At 40.8% G+C, this 23,244-nt stretch carries 19 protein-coding genes; 14 read left to right on the forward strand and 5 right to left on the reverse strand.

Going from position 1 to position 23,244, the window contains the following annotated elements; translation table 11 throughout:
* Positions 1–272: 272 nt before the first annotated feature.
* Genes O2Q26_RS05325 through O2Q26_RS05340 form a run of 4 tightly spaced genes read right to left on the reverse strand, consistent with a single transcriptional unit; the run spans position 273 to position 2,667 of the window.
* The gene (locus tag O2Q26_RS05325) at positions 273–1,175 is read right to left on the reverse strand and encodes an ABC transporter ATP-binding protein (RefSeq protein ID WP_289214901.1); all 903 of its coding nucleotides are present in this window, start codon (positions 1,173–1,175) and stop codon (positions 273–275) included.
* Positions 1,175–1,858, reverse strand: coding sequence for an ABC transporter permease (locus O2Q26_RS05330; RefSeq protein WP_289214902.1), 684 nt, complete (start codon positions 1,856–1,858; stop codon positions 1,175–1,177). Before O2Q26_RS05330 ends, O2Q26_RS05325 begins: the two co-directional genes overlap by 1 nt.
* 12 nt (positions 1,859–1,870) lie before the next feature.
* On the reverse strand, positions 1,871–2,083 hold the full coding sequence (locus O2Q26_RS05335) for a helix-turn-helix domain-containing protein (RefSeq protein WP_253933837.1): 213 nt from the start codon (positions 2,081–2,083) through the stop codon (positions 1,871–1,873).
* Between the two features lie 11 nt (positions 2,084–2,094).
* Positions 2,095–2,667: a hypothetical protein gene (locus O2Q26_RS05340; protein ID WP_289214903.1), complete on the reverse strand. Its 573-nt coding sequence runs from the start codon at positions 2,665–2,667 to the stop codon at positions 2,095–2,097.
* Between the two features lie 181 nt (positions 2,668–2,848).
* On the opposite strand from O2Q26_RS05340, the gene O2Q26_RS05345 reads away from it, so the two are divergent.
* The 14 genes from O2Q26_RS05345 (at position 2,849) to O2Q26_RS05410 (ending at position 21,361) form a co-directional block, all read left to right on the forward strand.
* Positions 2,849–3,337, forward strand: coding sequence for a PH domain-containing protein (locus O2Q26_RS05345; RefSeq protein WP_289214904.1), 489 nt, complete (start codon positions 2,849–2,851; stop codon positions 3,335–3,337).
* 1 nt (position 3,338) lies between these two features.
* Positions 3,339–3,833, forward strand: a complete 495-nt coding sequence (locus O2Q26_RS05350; protein ID WP_289214905.1) for a PH domain-containing protein — start codon at positions 3,339–3,341, stop codon at positions 3,831–3,833.
* The gene (locus O2Q26_RS05355; protein ID WP_289215316.1) at positions 3,833–4,786 is read left to right on the forward strand and encodes a PH domain-containing protein; all 954 of its coding nucleotides are present in this window, start codon (positions 3,833–3,835) and stop codon (positions 4,784–4,786) included. The genes O2Q26_RS05350 and O2Q26_RS05355 overlap by 1 nt, the downstream gene beginning before the upstream one ends.
* Before the next feature lie 187 nt (positions 4,787–4,973).
* The gene (locus tag O2Q26_RS05360; protein WP_289214906.1) at positions 4,974–5,960 is read left to right on the forward strand and encodes an aldo/keto reductase; all 987 of its coding nucleotides are present in this window, start codon (positions 4,974–4,976) and stop codon (positions 5,958–5,960) included.
* Positions 5,961–6,255: 295 nt separating this feature from the next.
* On the forward strand, positions 6,256–7,791 hold the full coding sequence (locus tag O2Q26_RS05365; protein WP_289214907.1) for a response regulator transcription factor: 1,536 nt from the start codon (positions 6,256–6,258) through the stop codon (positions 7,789–7,791).
* 10 nt (positions 7,792–7,801) lie between these two features.
* Positions 7,802–9,622 (forward strand): sensor histidine kinase, encoded by a 1,821-nt coding sequence (locus O2Q26_RS05370; RefSeq protein WP_289214908.1) that lies wholly within the window; start codon positions 7,802–7,804, stop codon positions 9,620–9,622.
* A gap of 109 nt (positions 9,623–9,731) precedes the next feature.
* The gene (locus O2Q26_RS05375) at positions 9,732–11,030 is read left to right on the forward strand and encodes an ABC transporter substrate-binding protein (protein ID WP_289214909.1); all 1,299 of its coding nucleotides are present in this window, start codon (positions 9,732–9,734) and stop codon (positions 11,028–11,030) included.
* 222 nt (positions 11,031–11,252) lie between these two features.
* Entirely contained in the window at positions 11,253–12,167 is a 915-nt protein-coding gene (locus O2Q26_RS05380; protein ID WP_390216839.1) for a carbohydrate ABC transporter permease, read from the forward strand.
* The gene (locus tag O2Q26_RS05385) at positions 12,164–12,991 is read left to right on the forward strand and encodes a carbohydrate ABC transporter permease (RefSeq protein ID WP_289214911.1); all 828 of its coding nucleotides are present in this window, start codon (positions 12,164–12,166) and stop codon (positions 12,989–12,991) included. The genes O2Q26_RS05380 and O2Q26_RS05385 overlap by 4 nt, the downstream gene beginning before the upstream one ends.
* Before the next feature lie 40 nt (positions 12,992–13,031).
* Positions 13,032–16,151: a beta-galactosidase, LacZ type gene (gene lacZ, locus O2Q26_RS05390; protein WP_289214912.1), complete on the forward strand. Its 3,120-nt coding sequence runs from the start codon at positions 13,032–13,034 to the stop codon at positions 16,149–16,151.
* 105 nt (positions 16,152–16,256) lie between these two features.
* Entirely contained in the window at positions 16,257–18,341 is a 2,085-nt protein-coding gene (locus tag O2Q26_RS05395) for a beta-galactosidase (protein ID WP_289214913.1), read from the forward strand.
* Complete coding sequence (locus O2Q26_RS05400) at positions 18,328–20,061, forward strand: glycoside hydrolase family 35 protein (protein ID WP_289214914.1); 1,734 nt, start codon at positions 18,328–18,330, stop codon at positions 20,059–20,061. Before O2Q26_RS05395 ends, O2Q26_RS05400 begins: the two co-directional genes overlap by 14 nt.
* A gap of 351 nt (positions 20,062–20,412) precedes the next feature.
* On the forward strand, positions 20,413–20,550 hold the full coding sequence (locus O2Q26_RS05405; RefSeq protein WP_289214915.1) for a hypothetical protein: 138 nt from the start codon (positions 20,413–20,415) through the stop codon (positions 20,548–20,550).
* Positions 20,551–20,914: 364 nt separating this feature from the next.
* Positions 20,915–21,361: a YueI family protein gene (locus O2Q26_RS05410; RefSeq protein WP_289214916.1), complete on the forward strand. Its 447-nt coding sequence runs from the start codon at positions 20,915–20,917 to the stop codon at positions 21,359–21,361.
* 296 nt (positions 21,362–21,657) lie between these two features.
* Here O2Q26_RS05410 and O2Q26_RS05415 read toward each other — a convergent pair whose 3' ends face one another.
* Positions 21,658–23,157, reverse strand: a complete 1,500-nt coding sequence (locus O2Q26_RS05415; RefSeq protein ID WP_289214917.1) for a sodium:solute symporter family protein — start codon at positions 23,155–23,157, stop codon at positions 21,658–21,660.
* Positions 23,158–23,244 lie beyond the last annotated feature (87 nt).

Here is a 23,244-nt window from a genome sequence, read left to right on the forward strand (position 1 = left end):
GCATATTTACTTTGGGCAGGAAGTTCGCTTCTTATGATTTTGGATAAGAGTTGAATAGTACGTTAGCAAGAGTTGAAGATCGGACAATTCTTATTTTACTTTAGAACTTCAGCATGAGTGGGTGCGAGAAGGGATGGACGAAATAGTTAGGGAAATGGAGGTAGAGTAACGCAATAAAGGCCTGTTTCCTTTGTTTTTAATACATGGGCGCAGGCCTTCTTAAATAGCTATTATTGTTCGATAATCAGTTGCTTATCAACCTTATTTAATAGTTACTGCCTTAGGAAGATTTCTTGTAATGATGGTTCATGGACATGTACTGCAAATATATCGATGCCTTCCTTGCTTAAAGCATGCACTATCGTCGGTATTTCTTCTTCAGCCATGACATCCACCAATAGCATACTGTCCTTCCATTCTATAGAATAAGAAAATAACAAGTTTTTGATGTTTTCTTTTTGTTCTTTCTTTATGTGTGAGGATAGTTTTATTTGCACCCTTGATCTCGTTTGATACTTTTTCTTCAATTCCTTCATCGTGCCAGTTGAGTGAATATGTCCTTCTTTCATAATTGCTATTCTCGTACAGATTCTCTCCACTTCATCAAGGTTGTGGGAGGTCATAAAAATCGTCTTTCCATTCTTTTGTAATTCAAGAATGAGTCGTTGAATATGAATGGCGGATTCGGCATCAACGCCGGATGTGGGTTCATCGAGAAAAAGAAGTTCAGGGTCGTGGATAAGAGCTTGAGCAATACCAAGTTTCTTCTTCATTCCAAATGAAAACTTGCCCACTTTTTTCTTTTCGTGTCCTATTAACCCCACAGCTCTTAATACTTCCTCGATTTTGGAGGTGGCAGCTGGTTTACCGGAAACCTTGCAGAAATACTTTAAATGATCTTTTGCGCTTAAGTGGTCATAAAAAGTTGAGTAATCAGGCAGTACGCCCACCCGATGCTTAATTTGATCAATATCGTTATTATTGTTCAACAGGAGCATCCTTCCTGAGGTAGGGAGGGTGATGCCGGTGAGCATATTGACAAAGGTTGTTTTTCCAGCACCATTTCTGCCTAAAAAGCCGAAGATTTCTCCTTTCTCCACCTTTAAGGAAATGGAACTTACTACTTCGTTTCTGGAAAATGACTTGGATAATTTCTCGGTTTCTATGACAGGCATCAGAAATCTCTCCTTTTAAATAAGTAGAGGGATAGGACGATAAATAAAGCAGCAAATAGTAAAGGCACTCCTTGGAGTGGAAATGCTAATTCCGTATAGTAATAAGGGGTGACGTATTTGAGCCACATGATATACCAGCGTTCAGAAAAGTAGGCCCACAGCGACAGTCCCGGAATCGCCAAGGCGAGAATCAAGCCGATGAACATGGACTGGCTGGATTTTGGAACGGTGTTAGATAATAGGAAAGCCGCACTAATGGAATAAAGGAGAAAAATCATAATCTCTATGTAATTCGTTAAATGAAACATTCTGGAGGTAAGCGTTATAAATGTGAAACAGGTTCCTATGATAATCAGCCAGAAGAGGACGGTTCCCATAAACTTACCCAGCAAAATTCTATTCCTGGATGTTTTAGTAACTAAGAACCGAATGGTTTTCGACTCAATTTCTTTATTCACCACACTATGAGACAGAGCAAACACAAACAGGATGCCGAATAGTGTAATGGTCAGAGTAAGCCCTGATGTGTACATCTCTTTCTGTGTCACCCCTTCAATCTCATCCGGAAAGGCTGCTCCAAGTCTTGTTGAAACCATTGCCATTCCCAGTAGGATACTAATAATTAACACAGGTTTGAATCCTTTGAACAAATCTTTGCACTCTCTAAAACAGATGGCCCACATACTTTTACCTCCCTATTTTTCTTCTTCCTCCACATATTCAAGTAAATCACCAGGTTGACATTCCAAAGCTCTACACAAAGCATCTAGTGTAGAAAAACGCACGGCTTTTCCTTTTTCATTTTTCAAAATGGATAAGTTGGCAGGTGTAATTCCCACGATCTCGGATAGTTTGTTTAATGACATTTTCCGTTGCGCCATCATTACGTCTAGTTTGATTCGTATCATAGTTAACCGCCTTATATTGTTTTCTTGTTTTCTTCTACTGCTCCAACTGCTGTTCTTAAAGCTAAAGCGATGATGATCATAATAATTCCACCAAGGAGAGTGTCTATGTAATATAGGCTGGAAAAACTGATGGTCGCGTTGGTCACTTCTAATCTCGCCACTGCTTCCGCAGTCATTAGTTCATCAGTGTATGCGTACGCAGTACCCAGAATGATAAAGGTAAGACCTAGTCTTAAGATGACAGAGACGTTTTGCTCAACGAACAGTCCATGTTTATAAATGTTTTTCAGGAACCTATAAAGCAGCCATAAGAAAAGATTCACAAAAAGAAAGGCAGCTACTACATTTAAGAAAGATAACCTTATAAAAGACGGATCATCATAAAGTCTGGGCTGTTCGTTAAAGTGGAGAGTTAAATACGAATAGATGGGCTCAAAAGGCCCAACTGATTTGGTGAATGCACTATCTGGAAACCATAAGTAACCGATGTGAAAGGCTATTGAAAGAAGCCCGGCTAGTGCTACAACGTAAAAAAGTATGATGCAAAAAATTGAAGCAATTTTGTAGAAGGCATTTAATTTCATATCCAGTTGATCTCCTTATGTAATAATATGTATCTTATTGATGGTACTAAGTATACAGTGTATATCACTACTATTCAATAATAATTTATTGATAAACGATAAATTATTATTGAATTTAATAGTTTTATCCGTTAAGTTATTTAGTGTAAATAAATGTAAAAAATAGAAAGAGGGAGATTAAATGAACGGTCCAAATCTCAGAAAACGACTTTCGAATCAAGCTGTAATAGTATGGGTAGTTACCGAGATTGCTGCAACAATCTTTGGTTTATTAGTTGTTGGCGTTCTGCTGGGGGCTTCTATATATTTAAATTGGCCGCTTTGGATAAGATGGAGTTTTTTCTTGTTTGCGGTTTTTCCAATTGTGCTGCTTCCATGGTCAATGTACAGGCCGTTTCTTTTGTATAGGAATTGGCGTTACGATGTGTCAGTGGAGTTTTTACGCTTGAAACGTGGAGCCATGAAAGAAGTACATGATTTGATACCCATGAGTAAGATTCAGCATGTGCGAATGGAGCAGGGCCCATTATTGAAAAAATATGGACTTTGTACCATCAAGGTTCAAACCATCAGCTCATCTCACGAAATTCCCATGTTACCAAAAGATATCGCGCTTGAATTAAAAGAACGAATAGCTTTTCATGCAAGAATCGTGGAAGAGGGTGAATGATGTGGTGAAAAGACAGAACCTGCTGGTACTTCTTTTTGATTTTCTAAAGCTAATGAAAAGTGGAGTGTTTTTTGTCTTCCTGTTATTCATCCTTAGGGGAGGAGATGATTCCGTTTTCTTTGAATATGGAAGATATGTGTTTGTGACCGCTTTTTCTTTTAGTATGTTGACGACGTTAATGCAGTGGTTCACGCATAAATATAGCTTGGAGGAAGGTACTTTGGAGTGGCAGAAGGGAATATTTGCAAAGAAACATGAAATCCTTTATTCCAGAAGCATTAAGCACGTCAATCGTCATACATCTTTATTACATAAATGTTTTGGTGTGACATCTATTGAACTGGCAACAGAATTGGATAGTGAAGAAGATATTATCTTCCGTGTTCTCACCTTAGAGGAAGCTGATCGTATTGAATCTTTAGTAAAAGGTAATGAGTTTATTGATTCCAATAAAAAAAGGAGAGCATTTATAAAACAGGTGAAGAATCAGAGTTGATGGTAAATTTTAGAGCAGGTTTTAAAGATATACTCAAAGCTTCTTTTGTTTCTTTTAGTTTTTTACTGTTCATCCCTTTTGCTTTATCAATTATATCCAAATTGAATGACTGGGATAGACAAGTACTCGATTACTTATTAAACCACGAATTCTCATGGGGACAGTTGATCCTCTTTGCTTTAGTTGTTCTGATAGGCGGCACTGTTTTTGGTGTTGTTAAAACTTATAGTAAATATGGAAATTACGAAATTACATCTGATCAGTTCTATATCTATATATCTAAGGGGGGAAGTCATAAATCTTCTTTATCTATCCCCAAAGGTAAAGTACAAGGAATTGAAGTTACCCAAACCATATCAAAAAGAATAACACGTACAGCTAAAGTCTATTTGATGGTTACTGGAACGTCGCCTTCTGAAGTTGAATCATATCAATTATTTCCTTTCTTACCTCTCAATAGAATCCGTACGCTGATACCCGAGCTGATACCCCAATACAGAATAGCTTGGCCTCAAATACGTTTACCTAAGAGGGGAGGGTTATCCCGTATAGTACACCCGTTTTGTTTAGGGGGAGTACTTACAGTTGGTTTATTTTTATGGGAGCCTGTCCCTTATGGAATCGTGCAGCCGTGGTGGGTGTATTCTATACTGTTCTTTTTTGTAGTTGTATCAGCCAAATGGATAAGTTTTTCAAGAACGCGATATAATTTGGATACTGAATTTCTACAACTTAGAACAGGCATCTTGCACAATTATTTTGTTATGGTGAAAAGTGGAAAGATTACAGAAATGCAAATGACACGGAATTTACTCCAAAAATATCTTGGACTAGGTACCATTCAATCTAAAAATCGTTCAATGAAGCCAAAAGTACTCAAGGGTTTGACAATAGAAGAAAGTAGAAGAATTTATCATTGGTATGAGCGCCATCATGCATACAAAAACAGTTGAGTAATTTTAGAGCACGCACTTTTTAGTACATATGTTACTTAAAAGTGCGTGCTTTTCATTATTTTATATAAGATTCATAATTAAAATTGTCGGGTAATGAAGAAATAGTAGTTATTTTTAAAATGGATTGTAAGGTAAGCCTTCGCTTACTGTTTAAAAATAGATATTCGATTAGGAGGAAGTATCAATGAAAAGTATGATGCAAGGGAAACTAGGGTTTGGTACAGCTCCTTTAGGTAATATGTACCGCGATATACCAGAAGAAGAAGCATTGGCCACTGTGGATGCCGCGTGGGAGCATGGCATCCGATACTTTGATACGGCTCCATTTTATGGTGCTGGTCTGGCTGAAATTCGTCTTGGAAAAGCGCTGGCGAAGTATAACCGAGACGATTATGTGCTGAGCAGTAAAGTAGGCCGTGTGATTGAAGATGAATTAGAAGAACCTGCGGAGGGACTATTTGAACACGGGCGTAAGAACAAGGTGCTCAATGATTACAGCGCGGACGGAACTTTGCGCTCGATCGAGCAAAGTCTGAAACGATTAAATACGGATCATCTGGATTTCGTCTACGTTCATGATATTGCTCAAGACTTCCATGGCGATGAATGGCTTGCTCAATTCGAAACAGCACGAACCGGAGCCTTCCGTGAGCTGACGCGTTTACGTGATGAGGGGGTTATTAAATCCTGGGGCCTTGGAGTAAATCGTGTGGAACCGATAGAACTGACTCTTGAACTGGAAGAAGCGAAGCCGGATTTATGTTTGATGGCTAATCGCTATACGCTGCTCGACCACGAAAAAGCGTTACAGCGAGTCATGCCGGCAGCTTTAGAACAAAACGTTGAAATTGTTGCTGGCGGCCCATACAACTCTGGTGCTCTCGTTGGAGGGAAACACTTCGAATACCAGGAAGCATCTCCGGAAATCATTTCACAAGTGAAGAGAATCAAGAGCATCGCTGAGCATCACGGAATTAGTGTGAAGGCGGCAGCACTGCAGTTTACACTTTCACACCCTGCTATCGCTGCGGTCATTCCTGGAGCCAGCCGCCCTGAACGGATCGAAGAGGATCAGGCTGCTCTTGATACTCATATTCCTGCTTCATTCTGGCAGGAAATGCGGGAACAAGGGATAGTAGCTCCAAATGCTCCGCTGCCAGGCGGAAATTGATGAGCGACAACATTTTCTAGTATAAAAACAGGTAACGGCGGTTGATGCTGTTACCTGTTTTTATTTTTTGATTCGATGTGAAAGTGCTTTGTTTACGGGGAGCATAATTGAAAATAAGTTTACGACCGACCTAAAAAACTTTAAAATACAAGTATCAGAAATTTAAAAAAATTGTTGATACTTGTTACATTGCTGAACAATCACTAAGGCATGAGAAAAATCTATACCAAGTTTTTTGAGGGAGGATAAGCTCCCATTCTTCGAGACTAGACGACTTCTTAAAGGAGAGATAGTTATGGGTGGTCTGTATAGGGTTTTAGTAGTGGATGATGAAATGCTTATCAGGCAGGGAGTAATCAATTATATAGATTGGGAGCAGGAGGGCTTTCAGATTGTTGGGGAAGCTTCGAATGGAAATGAAGCCTTGAATTTAATTGAAAGATTGCAGCCGCACCTTGTCATAACAGATGTAGTCATGCCGGGTATGGATGGTATTGAATTGGTACGCACGGTTAAAGAGCAAGATCCAAAGATTGAAATCATAGTATTAAGCAGTTTTGAGAATTTCGATTATGTTCGATCGACGTTTCAATACGGTGTGGCTGACTACATTCTAAAGCCGAAATTGAATGGCAAAGAATTGACGAAAACGTTGAGGGAAATTGTTCCCGATGCTCAAAAAGCTGTTGAAACCAGCCAAAGCTCTATTTCGATGGAAAAGCTTTTGCAAAAAAGTCTAGCTGGATATTCCTTATCGAGTAGTGAGTCCTCTTCAATTGATGGGTTCCCTTACAACTATTATAGCCTTATTGCCGCGTGCGGGCTTAAGAAATCAGACCATAATCGCACCTTTGAAGAGTTAAGTGAGCGCATGCTTGATCCGGGCGATTCTATTGAAGCAATTTTCATTCCATCTAATGAGAGTGATATCATGTTGTTGTTATTGAATTTCGATTCGGAGCGGCTTCCTTTTATTAGGCAGAGTTTAAAGGATATGGCAGTGCCAGATAGCGATTTGAGTACATCCTGGTTGATGAGTGATCCCTTTACCTCGATTCATGAAATGAAAAAAGTTTACGAAAATCACTTGTTGAAGATGAAGGACTATCTTTTCTATCTGAATGACGAGCCCTTATTGCTCTATGATTCTTTACCTGCCCTTGAGAAAAACGAAAAGTCTTTTGATTTAAGCAGGTTTCTTGATCTTTTTAAACAGAAGAAATTCGATGTCGCTCTTTCTTCTTTACAGGAGCATGTGAGCGGTTTAACCGGTAATTATACTAAAGATATATTCGAATTCAAGTCCTGGCTGCAAAATATCATGTTCAACATCATCGTTCTTTTAGGTGATTTAAAATATGATGTGGACAAACTTGAAGATGACAAATATGAATACTTCGCTGCTATCAATGAAGCGGGGAAAGCCAATGAGGCAATCGAGAGCTTTCAAGATTTCCTCAGTAATGTGAAACGAATCGTGCTTGCAGAAAAAAAACAAAACTGCCCTCCAGATCTGAAGCGTCTCATGCAATACATTGAAGAGCATTATGCCGAGCCTATTACTTTAACGACCTTAGCCGATTATTTTCATTTCAATCCTTCTTATTTATCCAGTTACTTCAGCACCCACCTTAACGTGGGATTCAGTGATTATTTGAATCAAGTAAGGATCGTCAAAGCGAAACATTTGTTGGAATCTAGTTCTGCTTCCGTAAGTATGGTCAGCGAAATGGTCGGTTACTCTGATCCCAGCTACTTTTGCAAAGTATTTAAGCGAATGGAAGGGGCATCTCCGGGCATTTATCGTAAAAAAGCTCCAGCCATGAATTGAGGGCATACTTATGTGGAAAATTTTAAGAATTATCCAAAACAACAACTTATTCGTCAAAATGTTCCTTGTGATGGTCCTCAGCATTATTTCTGTTTCTGTGCTGATTACCTTCAGTACGATTCGAATGTCAAATAATTTATTTATGGAAACCTTCAGTATCACGAATACGAAAGTACTTAACCAAATCAAACAGCAGTTCGAATCGTTCAGCTATTCGGTTGTATATACTTCGATCAATGTTCAGAACAACGCGACAATTAAGCGGATGTTGACCGAAGAGTATGTTAGCTCACTCGAAGCGTCGAGCTCCTTTTATACGATCCAACAGCAAATGGATACTCTTTACAATGATAGTCCCAATGAGGCGAACATGATCATTTTAGGGGAGAATGAGCGGCTATTTAATATGAAATACTTGAACTGGCCTGTCTCTGCTGAAACCTTGAGCACCCATCGTATTACGGAACGAGCGAGAGCAAATCCGGATGAGATTCTTTACCAGTTTGTTTCAGATGGTGATATAACGAATGATACGCCAATGGTTGTGGCGACTAAGGCACTGAAGGAACGATCTAGCAGCCATATTTATGGGTATTTATATATTCCTATCCGTGAATTGGACTTGAGGGGGTTCTTTGAAGATTACACGAGTGAGGGAAATAGTGTGCACATTGTTAATGGCAGCGGAAAGATCATTTCCAGCAATAATCAGGAATTGATAGGGCAGGATTCGCCTGAATTGCTTGCGTATGCGAAAGAAACTGAAGAAAACAGCTTAGAATATCAAGAGGTTAACATTTTTAATAAAAATCAATTGCTGTTATCGTCAGCTTTGCCTGCTCTCGACCTGTATATTGTCAATCTCGTAGATCAGGAAGCGGTAATTCATAATTTGGTCAATACAAAAGAAGTCGCTCTGATCAGTACAGGGATAGTCCTGATTGCAGTTGTCGTCGTCTTCATTATTTCGAGAAGAATGACTAACTCGATTACCCGGATCGTTAGGCAAATCTCCAATATTTCCAAGTATGATTTCAGTAAGCCGATCGATGAGCGAGGTGGATATGAAGCGAGGAAAATCGCTCATGCATTTAACTATATGCTGAATGAACTGCAAGAGCATGTGGATGTTTTGCTCAGGTCCCAGCGGAAGCAGAGGAAGTCCGAGTTAGAAGCGCTTCAGCATCAAATCAACCCGCACTTTCTTTATAATACGTTGACATCGATTAAATTTCTGGTGAAGGAAGGTAAAAAAGAAGAAGCTTTTGAAACAATGGATGCGCTGATACCTTTATTACAGAATGCACTCGGGAATGTGGATGAGACGATCACTGTCGAACAAGAGATTACGAATATCAATCATTATGTGTTGATCAATCAAATGAGATATGGGGATCGCATAAAAGTGAATTCGTTGATTTCGCCAGATTGCTTACATTATCATTTGCCGAAACTTGTAATTCAGCCGTTCATAGAGAATGCTTTTTTTCATGCATTCACTGAAAAAAAACAAGGATTTATTCAAATTCTCATTGCCCGGCGAAACGAACAGCTGGTTTGTGAAGTCATTGATACAGGTGATGGTATGCAAATTGAAAATATGAAAAGTCATCAAGGAAAGAGGCAGTTGTTCAGTGGAATTGGTGTCCGCAACGTACATGAGCGTATTCAGTTATTATTCGGGGAAGAGTATGGTGTAGAAATTTCAAGTGAGTTGAAGAAGGGAACGAAAGTGAAGATCACTTTACCATTGTTGGATGAAAAGTCTAAATATAGTAACAAATCTAAAAATAATACTAAAGATCGTTTTATCGATGGGGGAAACTTCTAAAGATAGTTAAATAAATGTCTAAAGATCGTTCTAACGGTCTTTTTTTTTTTGATGATATGCTTTTAACAAGCGTAATGATAACGCTTACAATTATGAGGGGGAAAAAAATATGAAGGATTTTCATTACAAGAAGAGCTGGTTGATAGCATTAGCTTTGGCGGTGTTTCTTGTTTTAGCAGCATGTTCCTCAGATGAAGAGAGTGGGGCTTCAGGGGACGGAGGAGAAGAGCCTGATAAAATTACGGCTTGGGCATGGGATCCTAATTTCAACATTGCAGCACTGGATATTGCTAAAGAATCTTATGATGACGATATTGACCTGGAGATCATCGAAAATGCACAGGATGATATCGTGTCGAAATTGAATACAGGTCTGAGCTCAGGAAGCATGAAAGGTATGCCTAATATTGTATTAATAGAAGATCAACGAGCACAGAGTTTCCTCCAATCATACCCGGATGCGTTCTATCCTATCGATGATTATATTAACCCTGATGATTTCGCGTCCTATAAGCTGGCTCCAACCAGCTTTGATGATCAGCAATACGGATTACCATTCGACACAGGTGTAACGGGGTTATTTTTTCGTACAGATTACTTAGAAGAAGCCGGATATTCTATGGAAGATTTGACTGATATTACGTGGGAAAAATATATCGAAATTGGTCAAGATGTCAAAGAGAAAACAGGCAAGGATATGATTTCACTGGATCCCAATGACTTAGGAATTATTCGTATAATGATTCAAAGTGCCGGTGTCTGGTATGTAGATGAAGAAGGAACAAACGTAAACATTACTGACAACGAACCGTTAAGAAAAGCGTTTGAAAATTATAAAGCGATGATGGAAGCAGACTTTATCAAAGCCAACTCCGATTGGAGCCAATACCTCGCTGCGTTCAACGGTGGGGATGTAGCGACCGTTCCTAGTGGTAACTGGATCGGCGCGAGCATAGAAGCTGAAGAAGAACAGTCTGGTAATTGGGGTGTTGCTCCTATTCCTAGATTAGATATGGATGGTGCTGTAAACGCGTCCAACCTGGGAGGAAGCTCCTTCTACGTTCTGGACATTCCTGGGAAAGAACAAGCGGCAGAATTTCTTGGCGATACGTTTGGTGCAGACGAAGAATTTTATCAAGAACTTGTCAATGAGGTCGGTGCTTTAGGAACCTACACACCAGCTTCAGATGGAGAAGCCTACCAAAAAGAAAATGAGTTTTTCGGAGACCAGTCTCTTATTTCTGATTTCTCTACATGGGTGGAAGACATTCCAAGTGTGAATTACGGCATGCACACCTATGCGATTGAAGATATTTTAGCTGCTGAAATGCAAAACTATCTAAAAGGAAAAAGTTTGGATGATGCTTTAGCAGATGCGCAAGGACAGGCAGAAGCCCAGTTAAAATAACACAGATGTAGTAGATGGGAAAGGAAGAGAGTGCCATACGGAAGCGTTAATTAAGACCCTTCGCTTGAAATATGCTCTTTTCTGAGAGAAATGCCTGCTGGCAAAACGATAGTTTCATACTATAAGGGATTCTGAGAAAGCTGCTTGTACTTTCAAAGAATCCCTTTCTTTAAAAAAGCCGTTTTTGTCTTACGCGTAAGGAGGAGTAGAATGAGTAAAGTTATGGAGAGTTCAAGTTCATCTTATAAAGGTCATAAGAAATCAATCGGTAATTGGTACAAAAAGAATTATATTGGGTGGTTATTCATCCTGATCGCTGTCGTGGGCATCTCTTTATTTTATTTTTATCCGATGATTCGAGCATTACTACTTTCTTTTCAGTCTGGAATGGGTTCAAATCTGGAGTATGTCGGTTTAGATAACTATATTCGTTTATTCAGTGACCCAACGTTTATTGCAGCATTGACGAACACATTTATTTATTTGCTCATACAAGTTCCCGTCATGATTATTTTGGCATTATTCTTTTCCGTACTTTTAAACGATGCCACATTGAAATTCAAAGGGTTCTTCCGTACTGCTATCTTTTTACCTTGTGTCACCTCACTTGTCGCTTACGCTGTTATTTTTAAATACTTATTTGGTGTAGATGGATTGATTAATCAGTTCCTTCTTGACCTGTCTCTGATTTCGCAGCCTCTCAATTGGCTGGCCGATCCGGTCCTGGCTAAAATTACGATTATCATTGCCATTACTTGGAGGTGGACAGGGTACAATATGATCTTTTATTTATCGGCACTTCAAAACGTAGATAAGTCGATGTATGAAGCGGCAAAAATTGACGGGGCCACAAGCTTTCAGCAATTTTTCTACATTACTGTTCCTATGCTAAAGCCGATAATCTTATTCACTTCGATTATTTCCACCATCGGAACGCTGCAAATCTTTGATGAAATTATGAATATTACTAATGGCGGGCCTGGGAATGCGACCCTTTCTATTTCCATGTACATTTATAATCTTTCGTTTGAATACAGCCCTGATTTCGGTTATGCCGCTACGGTATCCTATGTAATTGTAATTCTGGTGGTCGTCTTATCTCTAATCCAATTCAAAGTGGCAGGTGATGATAAATGAATAAATTTAAAAGAATAGCAACGTACACATTTTTAAGTGCAGCGGCAATTGTGTCTATTTTTCCATTTCTATGGATGCTCGTCAGCATGACAAATCGATCAGTGGATGTAACGCAGGGGCGTCTGCTTCCAGGAACTCATCTTTTTGAAAATCTGAGGGTGCTATTTGAATCTGTCAATATGGTGACAGCCTTAGTCAATTCAACCATCATCGCTGTCATCACGACTTTTTTCACGTTGTTGATCGGATCTCTTGCCGGTTATGGTTTTGAAATCTACCGGACGCCGGGGAAAGATAGAGTTTTCAACCTTCTTTTATTATCGATGATGATTCCGTTCGCAGCTATTATGATTCCATTGTATCGGTTGTTCGGTGGTGTTTCTTCCACAGTGTCATTCCTCGGTATCGATACATTAGCTGCGGCGATTTTGCCAACGGTCATCACCGCCTTTTTCATCTTTTTCTTCAGACAGAACACGAAGATGTTTGCGAAGGATTTGGTAGAAGCGGGAAGGATTGATGGATTGAGTGAGCTTGGAATCTTTTTCAGGATTTATTTACCGACGATGAAAACGACGTATGCGGCCGCAGCAATCATTGCATTTATGAATAGCTGGAATAATTATTTATGGCCATTGGTTGTTTTACAATCCCCTGAAAATCAAACTATCCCTTTACTTATTTCGAATCTCGGGGCCGGCTACACGCCAGACTTCGGTGTCATTATGACTGCGATTGTAATTGCAACATTACCAACAGCGATCGTGTTCTTCATTATGCAGAAACACTTCGTGGCTGGCATGATGGGGTCAGTCAAAGGGTGACTTTTTCAATTTAAGCATCAGTTGATAGGGGGGTAAGAAATTGAGAGCACATGATTGGGAAAATATAAAAATACTGCACCGAAATCGCAAAAAGGAACGGGCGCACTTTGTTCCATTTGCAGATGAGAACAGTGCATTGACGTTCGAGAGGAAGAAGTCCTTTTCTTTTAAGTTATTAAATGGATTATGGAAGTTTCAATATTCGGAGAGTCCCCACCTTGCTGAAGAAGATTTCTATAAGGAAGAGTTTAAAGCATGGGGTTGGGATGATTTATATGTTCCTTCCTCGTGGCAAATGCACGGCTATGGCAAACCGTCTTATACGAATGTGGTCTATCCATTTCCGGTTGATCCCCCTTTCGTTCCTAGTGAGAATCCGACAGGCTCTTACGTTAGGGATTTCTGGATTACAACGGAGTGGTTGAATAGACAAGTGTCTTTGAGATTTGAAGGAGTGGACAGTGCTTTTTACGTCTGGGTCAACGGCAGGCAGGTCGGCTACAGCCAGGGAAGTCGTATTCCTTCCGAGTTCGACATTACTTCTTTTATAAAAGAAGGGAAAAATTATTTGGCTGTCCAAGTGTATCAATGGTCGGATGGTACGTATATTGAGGACCAGGACATGTGGTGGCTGAGCGGAATTTTTCGGGATGTCTATTTGCTGGGAGTTCCTAAGGTACATATTGAGGATTATTTTGTTAAAACGACTTTTGACGAAAATTATAACCATGCAACGCTGGAAGTCGAAACAGTTGTTGAGAACAGCAGCCCCGATGATGTTACTGACTACCGGATAGGGTATCGGTTGCTGGATGAGACCGGTCAAGAAGTAGTTAACGATCAAGGCAGTTGGGCAGTTTCAATTGCGGCTGGCAGCAAAGAAACTGTCGTTCAATCCTTTTTAATTGATCGTCCAATGAAGTGGTCGGCGGAAGAACCGCATTTGTATCGACTACTGCTTTCCTTGAAAGAATACGACGCCAATGTAAAAGAAGTGGTTCCAACGAACGTCGGCTTCCGTACAGTAGAGTTGAAGGATGGTCTGTTTTTAGTAAATGGGGCAGCAATCAAACTTAAAGGTGTTAATCGACACGACCACCATCCAGAACTGGGCCGCTCCGTTCCTTTAGATTGGATGGAAGAAGATGTCAAGCTGATGAAAAAGCATAATATTAATGCTGTAAGGACAGCCCACTACCCGAACGATCCCCGTTTTTATGATTTATGTGACCGTTATGGTCTTTATGTGATCGATGAGGCGGATCTGGAAACCCACGGATTTGATGTGATCGGAAACTGGGATCAGCTCAGTGATGACCCTGATTGGGAAGACGCTTATCTTGATCGGATGAAGAGAATGGTCGCACGGGATAAAAACCATCCTTCGGTGATCATGTGGTCGCTGGGGAATGAATCAGGGTTTGGCAGAAATCATGAGGCTATGGCCGTTTGGGCTAAAAATTATGATGAAACAAGGCTCATTCATTATGAAGGAGAAAGCCGGGCTATTACTAGATCTGAGAGCGCTTACTCCCCCCTAAGGGAACCGGAAGCCTCGGATGTGTTTACTACAATGTACACAGCTGTTGAAGTGATGGATGCTTTAGGGAAGCGGACTGATTTATTAAAGCCGCACATTTTGTGTGAGTATGCACATGCCATGGGGAACGGTCCAGGGGGACTGAAGGAATACTGGGAAACCTTTTACAAATATGACCGACTTGAAGGTGGTTTTGTCTGGGAGTGGCTGGATCATGGCATTCGTCAGATGACTGAAGATGGTCAGACATATTTTGCGTATGGTGGAGATTTCGGTGAAGTCCCTCACGATTCCAACTTTGTAATTGACGGACTTGTAATGGCTGATCGTACCCCTTCGCCGGCGCTTGCTGAATACAAAAAAGTCATTGAGCCGGTTTTGGTCGAGTCCGTGAATTTGAAAAAGGGTGAAGTGAAATTGACTAATCGCTATGATTTCCTCTCACTTGATCACTTGCAAGCTGCTTGGTCAATTCAAACCTGTAAGGAAGTTGTTGCGAGCGGAACCTTTTCAGTTAGTGGCATTGCCGCCAGTGAAAATAAAATGATCGGTATACCATATGAACTAGATCGTTATCATGGCTCTGAAGATGACTACTGGTTAACTCTTGAATTTTATCTTGCTAATGATACGCGCTGGGCTAAAACGGGACATCAGATTGCCTGGGAACAGTTCGAATTGCCTGTAGAAAAGGAAACACCAGAAGAGGTGGTAAGCTTCGCCAATTGGCCTTTGCAGGTAGAAGAATCCAGACATTCCCTAGTCATCCGAGGTGAGGGTTTTATCGTTCACTTTGATAGGGTATTCGGAAATCTGCGTGAATGGAAATACCAGGGCATCGATTTAATTAAAACAGGACCAGTCCTTAATTTATGGCGGGCTCCTATTGATAATGACTTATGGGCTCAAGCCCAATGGAAGAATAAGCCGTCCGCAGCCGAATGGAAGAAATATGGCCTTCATAATCTACAGCAGCGCATTGATTCAGTCCGCTATAAAATACTAGGTGACCATCAGGTGGAGGTCGTTGTGGAAGCTCGTATGGCCCCGCCCATTTTAGGTTGGGGAATTACAACAACATATACGTATCGAATCGAGGCTGACGGAAAGGTCGGTATTGATGTGAAAGGTGAACCGTATGGTGTACTTCCAAAAACCTTTCCACGCATCGGTGTGAAAATGGAAGTTCCATCTTTCATGGATCGTGTAATATGGTACGGGCGTGGACCCGGGGAAGCCTATGTCGATAGTAAACTGGCTAATCGCTTTGGTCTATGGAAGAAAAAAGTGAAAGAGTTTTATACTCCATATGTTTATCCGCAGGAGAATGGCAGCAGGCATGAAGTTCTCTGGGCAGAGTTAAAGAATGAGGCCGGGATCGGGTTGAAGTTCGAAGGGAAGCCGAAATTTGATTTTAACGCCCAGTACTATACGCTTGAAAATCTGGAAAGAGCTCGGCATACGTATGACTTAGTTAAACAAGATTTCTTAACGGTTCTTATAGATCATAAGCAGCATGGGCTTGGCTCTTCGAGCTGCGGACCGGACGTTCTAGAGCAATACCAGTTGCAGAGCTGCAGATTCGAGTTTGGTTTTGAAATGACCCCGTATTTCATCTAAGAAAAAATTGAAAAAAACGGTAATCGAAAATTCCCTTTTGATATGTCGGCTAAGGACTAATGGGTAATTTTCGCTTTCAATTTTATGAGGAAGAAAGGTGATCCAATGTCGAAGAAATACAATCCTGTCAGTACAAAAATTAATAAAATGCTACACGGCGCTGATTATAATCCTGAACAATGGGAACAGTATCCTGGCATCATAGAAGAAGATCTTCGCTTAATGAAAAAAGCAAAATGTAACGTGATGTCTGTTGGGGTTTTTTCTTGGGCAAAAATTGAACCTGAGGAAGGAGTATTTAACTTTGATTGGCTGGACCAAGTACTCGATAAGTTAGCTGAACATGATATTTATGCGTTTTTAGCTACACCTAGCGGCGCCCGACCTGCGTGGATGTCTGAAAAGTACGAGGAAGTACTACGAGTTGGGGCAAACAGGATCAGAAATTTACATGGATTAAGACATAACCATTGTTATACTTCTCCAGTTTATCGTGAAAAAGTCTCTATTGTGAACAATAAACTGGCCGAGAGGTATTCCCAGCACCCAGCCGTCATAGGCTGGCATATTTCGAATGAGTACGGAGGAGAGTGTCATTGTGACTATTGTCAGAAGGCCTTCCGGGAATGGCTGAAAGCAAAATATCAGACGCTTGATAACTTAAACCACAGCTGGTGGGCGAAATTCTGGAGTCATACTTACACGGCCTGGTCTCAAATTGAATCACCTTCACCCCATGGAGAGACCATGGTTCATGGAATGAATTTAGATTGGAAACGCTTCGTAACAGATCAAACGCTCGACTTTTATAAACATGAAATTCATCCTCTTAAAGCCAAAAACCCGGACTTGCCTGTGACCACTAATTTTATGGAGGCGTTTGAAGGGTTGAATTATGCGAAGTTTGCGGATGTACTGGACTTCATCTCTTGGGATTCCTATCCGACCTGGCATGATCAGGAAGGGGATATTCATCAAGCGTCCTGGGTGGCTATGAACCACGATATGTTCCGTTCCATCAAGGACGGGCAGCCATTTTTGTTAATGGAAAGTACGCCAAGCCTAACTAACTGGCAGCCTATCAGTAAGCTGAAACGACCGGGCATGCATTTGTTGTCATCCATGCAGGCGGTTGCTCACGGATCGGACTCAGTCCAGTATTTTCAGTGGAGAAAAAGCAGGGGATCAAGTGAGAAGTTCCATGGTGCGGTAGTCGATCATGTCGGAAATGAGTATACCCGAGTTTTTAAAGACGTAACAGCAGTTGGCGATACGCTTGATCAATTGGATTCGATTGTCGGAACGGCTGTTGATTCAGAAGTTGCAATCATCTTTGATACAGAAAATCGATGGGCAGTAAAAGACGCTCAAGGTCCGCGCAACCAGGGAGTGGAATATGAAAAGACAGTTGCAGATCATTATCAGGCATTTTGGAATAAAGGAGTACCGATCGACGTGATCGACATGGATAGGGATTTATCCAAATACAAACTGGTAGTTGCACCAATGCTGTATATGGTAAGACCAGGGGTGGGTGAAAAGATTCAGGAATTCGTAAAACAGGGTGGTACACTAGTGACGACTTATTGGTCAGGGATTGTGAACGAGAATGACTTAACTTTTCTTGGTGGCTTTCCTGGTCCACTTAGGCAAACACTTGGCATCTGGTCGGAAGAAATTGATGGGTTATATGAGGGTCAGACCAATCGAGTTAAGGTAAATAAAAATGAGTTAGGATTTATCGGTGAATATACAGCCTATGAATTATGCGATTTAATTCATTTAGAAGGGGCAGAAGCCTTAGCTTATTATGAGAATGACTTTTACGCCGGACGTCCAGCTCTAACAGTTAATCAATTCGGACAAGGTCGTGCTTATTATATCGCCTCTCGCAATAAACAGCCGTTTCAAAACAACTTTTATTCTAAACTAATAGAAGAGTCAGGGGTTAAGAAGTCTATCGACAGCAAGCTTCCGGAAGGAGTGTCAGCTCAACGTCGTACCGATGGAGAGCATGACTACATTTTCCTAATGAATTTTGGAGAGGAAAAACAGACAATCGAACTCCCGAAGAGTAAGTATTCCCATTTGGTCGATAATACACCTATTTATGGGGATATAGAGCTGTCACCTTTTGGACTTTCCATTTTAAAAAGAGATAAAAAGGGGGATGACGATGTTACAGACTAAGAACGGACAATTTTATTTGGATAAAGAGCCTTTTCAAATTCTCTCCGGTGCCATGCATTACTTTCGCACTGTACCTGAGCATTGGGAGGACAGACTTCAAAAGTTAAAAGCGTTAGGCTTAAATACAGTGGAAACGTATATTGCATGGAATGTGCACGAACCTAAAAAAAACCAATTTCATTTTTCTGGACTAGCGGATGTGGAACAATTTATCCAACTGGCCCATGAATTGGGGTTGTATGTGATTATCCGCCCGTCCCCTTACATTTGTGCTGAGTGGGAAATGGGAGGGCTTCCGTCCTGGCTGCTCAAGGAAGATCAAATGGCGCTCCGCAGCAGTGATCCTAGTTTTTTAAAACATATAGAAGAATATTATAATGTACTACTTCCTAAATTCCTTCCTTACTTGTATCATAACGGCGGCCCCATCGTCGCTATGCAAATCGAAAACGAATACGGGGCGTACGGAAATGATCACTCTTATTTGGAGTTTTTCAAAGAGCAGTATAAGAAACATGCTATCGATACCTTTCTATTCACTTCAGACGGCCCTGAATTTATTGAGCAAGGATCGCTACCTGACATAACAACGACATTAAATTTCGGTTCAAAGGTGGAGAATGCTTTTCAGCAGTTGGAAAAAATGAAGCCGAATTCTCCTAAAATGGTCGCTGAATTCTGGATTGGATGGTTTGATTACTGGACAGGTGAACATCATACACGTGATGCGTCAGACGCGGCACGAGTTTTTAAAGAATTGATGGAGAAGAAAAGCTCTGTGAATTTTTATATGTTCCATGGCGGTACAAACTTCGGATTCATGAATGGAGCTAATCACTATGACATCTATTATCCGACGATTACAAGCTATGACTATGATAGTTTGCTGTCGGAAAATGGCGCAATTACAGAGAAATATCGTGCTGTGAAACAAACTCTCAGGGAGTATATAGATGTTCCTGAAGACTATGTAAGCAGCAATAGCGCAAAAAAATACGGAACCGTAACGATGAAGGAATCTGTCAGTATATTCGATACTCTTAATGAAATAAGCAGACGGGTAGAGAATCTTACCCCGCTGCCGATGGAAGCGATTGATCAATCGTATGGGTATACGCTTTACAGAACGGTTGTGAATAGGCAAGGGAATTTAAGTATGGGGGTTGATGATATTCATGACCGCGCCTATGTGTATATAAATGGGAGCTATGAATCTACCATTTATAAAAATGATAAGCAGCGGGAGATCACACTGAACTTCCCGAGCGAAAGCAACACGTTGGAACTATTAGTAGAAAATATGGGAAGAGCTAACTATGGTGAACATCTAGCTGACAAAAAGGGGATTACTCGTAATCTATGGCTCGGGAGCCAATACTTTTTTAACTGGGAAATGTACGCCATTGAGTTGAATGACCTGCCTATAAACTATAGTAAACATGATGAGAAGAGGTATCCGAAATTTTTTCGAGGCACGTTTGATGCGGGTGGCTTACATGATACCTTCATAGATAGTGAGGGCTTCACTAAAGGAAGTATCTTCATAAATGGATTCAATTTAGGGAGATACTGGAACACAGCTGGTCCGCAGAAGAGGTTGTATCTGCCAGGTCCTTTATTGAAGGAAAAGGATAATGAATTAGTGATTATGGAGCTGGAGTATACAAGTACGTTTAAAGTTCAATTGCTCGATCAGCATAAGCTCAATACAGATAATTGAGTCAAAGAACCTCAACTTCCAGCTTAATGATATTTTTATGAAACACGCGTAGCTGATTAATAATATTTCTGCTAAGAGACGAAGGTCACTGAATCTCGGCATTTTTAAAATAACAATTTATTACAAAATAATCTATTCATTTCCCGGGAAATATTAATTTCGAACCATTTTGACATTTTCAGCGGAGTAGGAAAAAGAATCTAGTATTAGAATAATTATATTTAATATGGAACAGGTCAACGTGGACGATGAAGTTGACCTGTTTTTTTGAGAGAAGACTAGATGACTCTTACTGTATTAATGGAGGTTTTCATGACACATCGTCATATCATCTTTGCAGGTTGTGTGAACATGTCATATACGTGGCTAGTCTATCTGGCCAGCCGGAAGACCGCAGATATTGTCGGTGGCGTTGGCGTTAATATTGAGACGGCAAAATTTTTAGCTTTAAGTCGAGGGTTAGAGGTTCCTGCTTTTTCCGAACTATGATCCGCTCTCGAGCAAACCGATTAGGTTATCCTCGTTCTTGATATCACCATCCCTTTCGTTTAATCAATTATTATCCAAGCAAGTGATCTGATAGCTATGGTCTATTCATGCAAATTTTTTCTCGGAATTCATTTTGTATGCCTAGATGAAATGTTTGCGCGCCTTAAAAAAGATCGGAGTGCTGAAACGGAGTGTACGGATAATATTAAAAGTATGGAAATGGTGTTCAGGGACATGGAAAGCGCTAGGGATTGGGTTAAATTTCTGCTTTGACCTTATGCTGGTTTGTGATGCTTTTCACTTTGAGTACATGACTACTGAAGGATATAATGTACATAATAGTAACTTAAAGTGAGGTGTACTTATGACAAAAGAAAATGTGGACGACTATCTCCAGGAAGGGATTTACGGTAGCCGGCAAACGAAACCTGGCGAGCGGAAAATGTACCTGGGAACGCTTCGGGAACGTATCATACTCTTGCTGAGTAAATCTCAAGTCATGCAGCAAGATGGGCTGGATGAATTAGAAAAACAAATGAAAGTGCATAAGGATGCCAGCTTATTATTGAACGGTGAAGTTACGTATGATTTTCGCAGGCCATATCGGCAATTGGCTAATAAAAATAATATTCATACGACAACGGTCTCTAATCAAGAAACAGAAACGGATGTTGGGGCGATCTTAACCGTGGATTATGCCATCGAAAAAGAAGATATTTATATTGAAACGAAAGCACCTCCTAAGGAAGAGAGTGAGCCGGAGGGCGGCTTCAAAGGTTTTCTGAAATCGTTGTTTAAGCCTTCTAATTAAGTTGTTTCCTGAGTAAAACACTTAGCCCTCCTGGAAGCCTTTATAAACGTAAAGTAATGGAAGTTTGTTACTTTATGAAATATCCTATAGGATCAGAATACATGTTGATATCCCTCAGGGCTTTATCCCAAGGAAGCTCAATGTACGCCCGTGGAATGTGAATATTTTCACGGACCTTCAAGCTCCATTCTAAGGAACCGAAACCATATGAAGTTGAGTTCAAGAAGGGAAACTTAAAAGGCGCTATTATAGAAAAAACCAGGGCAAGCCCATAAACTTCTGGGCAGCCCTGGTTTTTAGCTGGATTTTTTTAATGTCAGTTCTTGTTCAGTCGTTTGCGATGTGAGTCCACTTACGATTCCCATGACGATAAAGGCAGCTGTCGAACTGATGAACATCGCGATGAAAATATTACCGATGAGACTTTGGGTAGTGAATAGTACATATAAGGTGGCTCCAGTAATAAGAGCCGCAATAGCCCCATAGCTATTTGCTTTATTCCACAAGTACCCGAGGGTGATCGGAGCAATAATTCCGGAAATAATAGCCGAATAACTGAATTGGATCAGGAAGGCCAAAGATTCTGGTCGCTCTAAAGATAGATAAAGAGAGAGCAGCCCGATGATAATTAATGATCCTTTTGCCACTTTCAGAGACTGGTTGTCTAAATCTTTTTCACTAATATTTTTAGAGGACACTATGGGAGCGACTACACGATATAAGTCGTTACCGATACTAGTGGTTACACCTAGATACAAACTGTCGGTACTGGATAGAATTGCAGAAATGATTCCTACAATCATAATGGCTGCAATAAAACTAGGGAAGGCTTCAATGACATACATTGGAATCGCAGAATCGGCACTTTGTAATGATGGAAAGAGTACACGTGCTGCCAGTCCGCCGAGTACCATTAAGGTAGAAATGACACAAAGAACGAGCCCTGCTGACAAAGTGAACGGTGCGAGATCTTCTTCATTTTCAAGAGATAATACCTTATTTAATAGGTGTGGCATTAAAATGAAGCTGAACAGCATGAATTGGACGGCCATAATGGCTAGCGCGCTGTTGTAGGGGCCTCCATCTGCTACAGCTGCCGTCAAGTTTGGATCAATGGCGTGTAAGCGGTCAGTCAACACACCGAAGACATTCAATCCGCCTCCAACCGTCCATAAGAAGGAAACGACGATCAATATAGAGGTAATGGCCATTAAAATCCCTTGAATGCCGTCCGTGATCATCTGTGCAAAAGCTCCGCCAAGACCGATATACACAATGGTAATGGCTACACCGATGATGATTCCCCAGAAATAGGGAATGCCGATGACCGTTTCAAAAATGGTGGCGAGTCCGACATTTTGTCCGACGATATAATACACATTGAATAAAATTAATAATGATACCAGGACTTGTAGAGATTTAGAGTTATATCTTTTTCCAAGCCATTCGGGAATGGTGGAAACACGACCGAATTTTTTTCCGTAGCGCCAAAATGTTTTTGCGAAAAGGAGCAGTCCGATCCAGGAAACACCAAAGCATCCGAGGGTGTACCAAAGAACTGCCATTCCGTGCTCATAAGCTAAACCGGGGACACCAATAAAGAGGTTGGCACTGGCGTAGGATGTTGCAAAACTTGCCCCGACGAGCCATGGGCTGACTTTACCTCGAGCAGTGGCGAAGCCTGCCATCGATTGACTGTGTGCACGCCCTTTTTTACCCACCCACGTTACAGCGGCAAAGTATGCGGTCAGTAAAATAATAACGGTCCATAATAAGACACTGGATTCTGTAAGCATGAGTTATTGTTCCCCTTTCTTTTTTCCATACGAAATTTTCCATAGGGTCAGTCCGCCTGCCCAAAACAAAGCGATAGATATAAAATA

The organism is Halobacillus campisalis (assembly GCF_030345335.1).
Lineage (GTDB): Bacteria > Bacillota > Bacilli > Bacillales > Halobacillaceae > Halobacillus_A > Halobacillus_A campisalis.

Excerpts from the sequence above, each read along its gene's own strand:
- O2Q26_RS05395 (WP_289214913.1), top strand. The coding sequence starts at position 16,257 with ATGTCGAAGAAATACAATCCTGTCAGTACAAAAATTAATAAAATGCTA.
- O2Q26_RS05335 (WP_253933837.1), bottom strand. The coding sequence starts at position 2,083 with ATGATACGAATCAAACTAGACGTAATGATGGCGCAACGGAAAATGTCA.
- O2Q26_RS05380 (WP_390216839.1), top strand. The coding sequence starts at position 11,253 with ATGGAGAGTTCAAGTTCATCTTATAAAGGTCATAAGAAATCAATCGGT.
- O2Q26_RS05330 (WP_289214902.1), bottom strand. The coding sequence starts at position 1,858 with ATGTGGGCCATCTGTTTTAGAGAGTGCAAAGATTTGTTCAAAGGATTC.
- O2Q26_RS05360 (WP_289214906.1), top strand. The coding sequence starts at position 4,974 with ATGAAAAGTATGATGCAAGGGAAACTAGGGTTTGGTACAGCTCCTTTA.
- O2Q26_RS05365 (WP_289214907.1), top strand. The coding sequence starts at position 6,256 with ATGGGTGGTCTGTATAGGGTTTTAGTAGTGGATGATGAAATGCTTATC.
- O2Q26_RS05405 (WP_289214915.1), top strand. The coding sequence starts at position 20,413 with ATGTCATATACGTGGCTAGTCTATCTGGCCAGCCGGAAGACCGCAGAT.
- O2Q26_RS05375 (WP_289214909.1), top strand. The coding sequence starts at position 9,732 with ATGAAGGATTTTCATTACAAGAAGAGCTGGTTGATAGCATTAGCTTTG.
- O2Q26_RS05385 (WP_289214911.1), top strand. The coding sequence starts at position 12,164 with ATGAATAAATTTAAAAGAATAGCAACGTACACATTTTTAAGTGCAGCG.
- O2Q26_RS05355 (WP_289215316.1), top strand. The coding sequence starts at position 3,833 with ATGGTAAATTTTAGAGCAGGTTTTAAAGATATACTCAAAGCTTCTTTT.
- O2Q26_RS05345 (WP_289214904.1), top strand. The coding sequence starts at position 2,849 with ATGAACGGTCCAAATCTCAGAAAACGACTTTCGAATCAAGCTGTAATA.
- O2Q26_RS05340 (WP_289214903.1), bottom strand. The coding sequence starts at position 2,667 with ATGAAATTAAATGCCTTCTACAAAATTGCTTCAATTTTTTGCATCATA.
- O2Q26_RS05410 (WP_289214916.1), top strand. The coding sequence starts at position 20,915 with ATGACAAAAGAAAATGTGGACGACTATCTCCAGGAAGGGATTTACGGT.
- O2Q26_RS05325 (WP_289214901.1), bottom strand. The coding sequence starts at position 1,175 with ATGCCTGTCATAGAAACCGAGAAATTATCCAAGTCATTTTCCAGAAAC.
- O2Q26_RS05370 (WP_289214908.1), top strand. The coding sequence starts at position 7,802 with ATGTGGAAAATTTTAAGAATTATCCAAAACAACAACTTATTCGTCAAA.
- O2Q26_RS05400 (WP_289214914.1), top strand. The coding sequence starts at position 18,328 with ATGTTACAGACTAAGAACGGACAATTTTATTTGGATAAAGAGCCTTTT.
- O2Q26_RS05415 (WP_289214917.1), bottom strand. The coding sequence starts at position 23,157 with ATGCTTACAGAATCCAGTGTCTTATTATGGACCGTTATTATTTTACTG.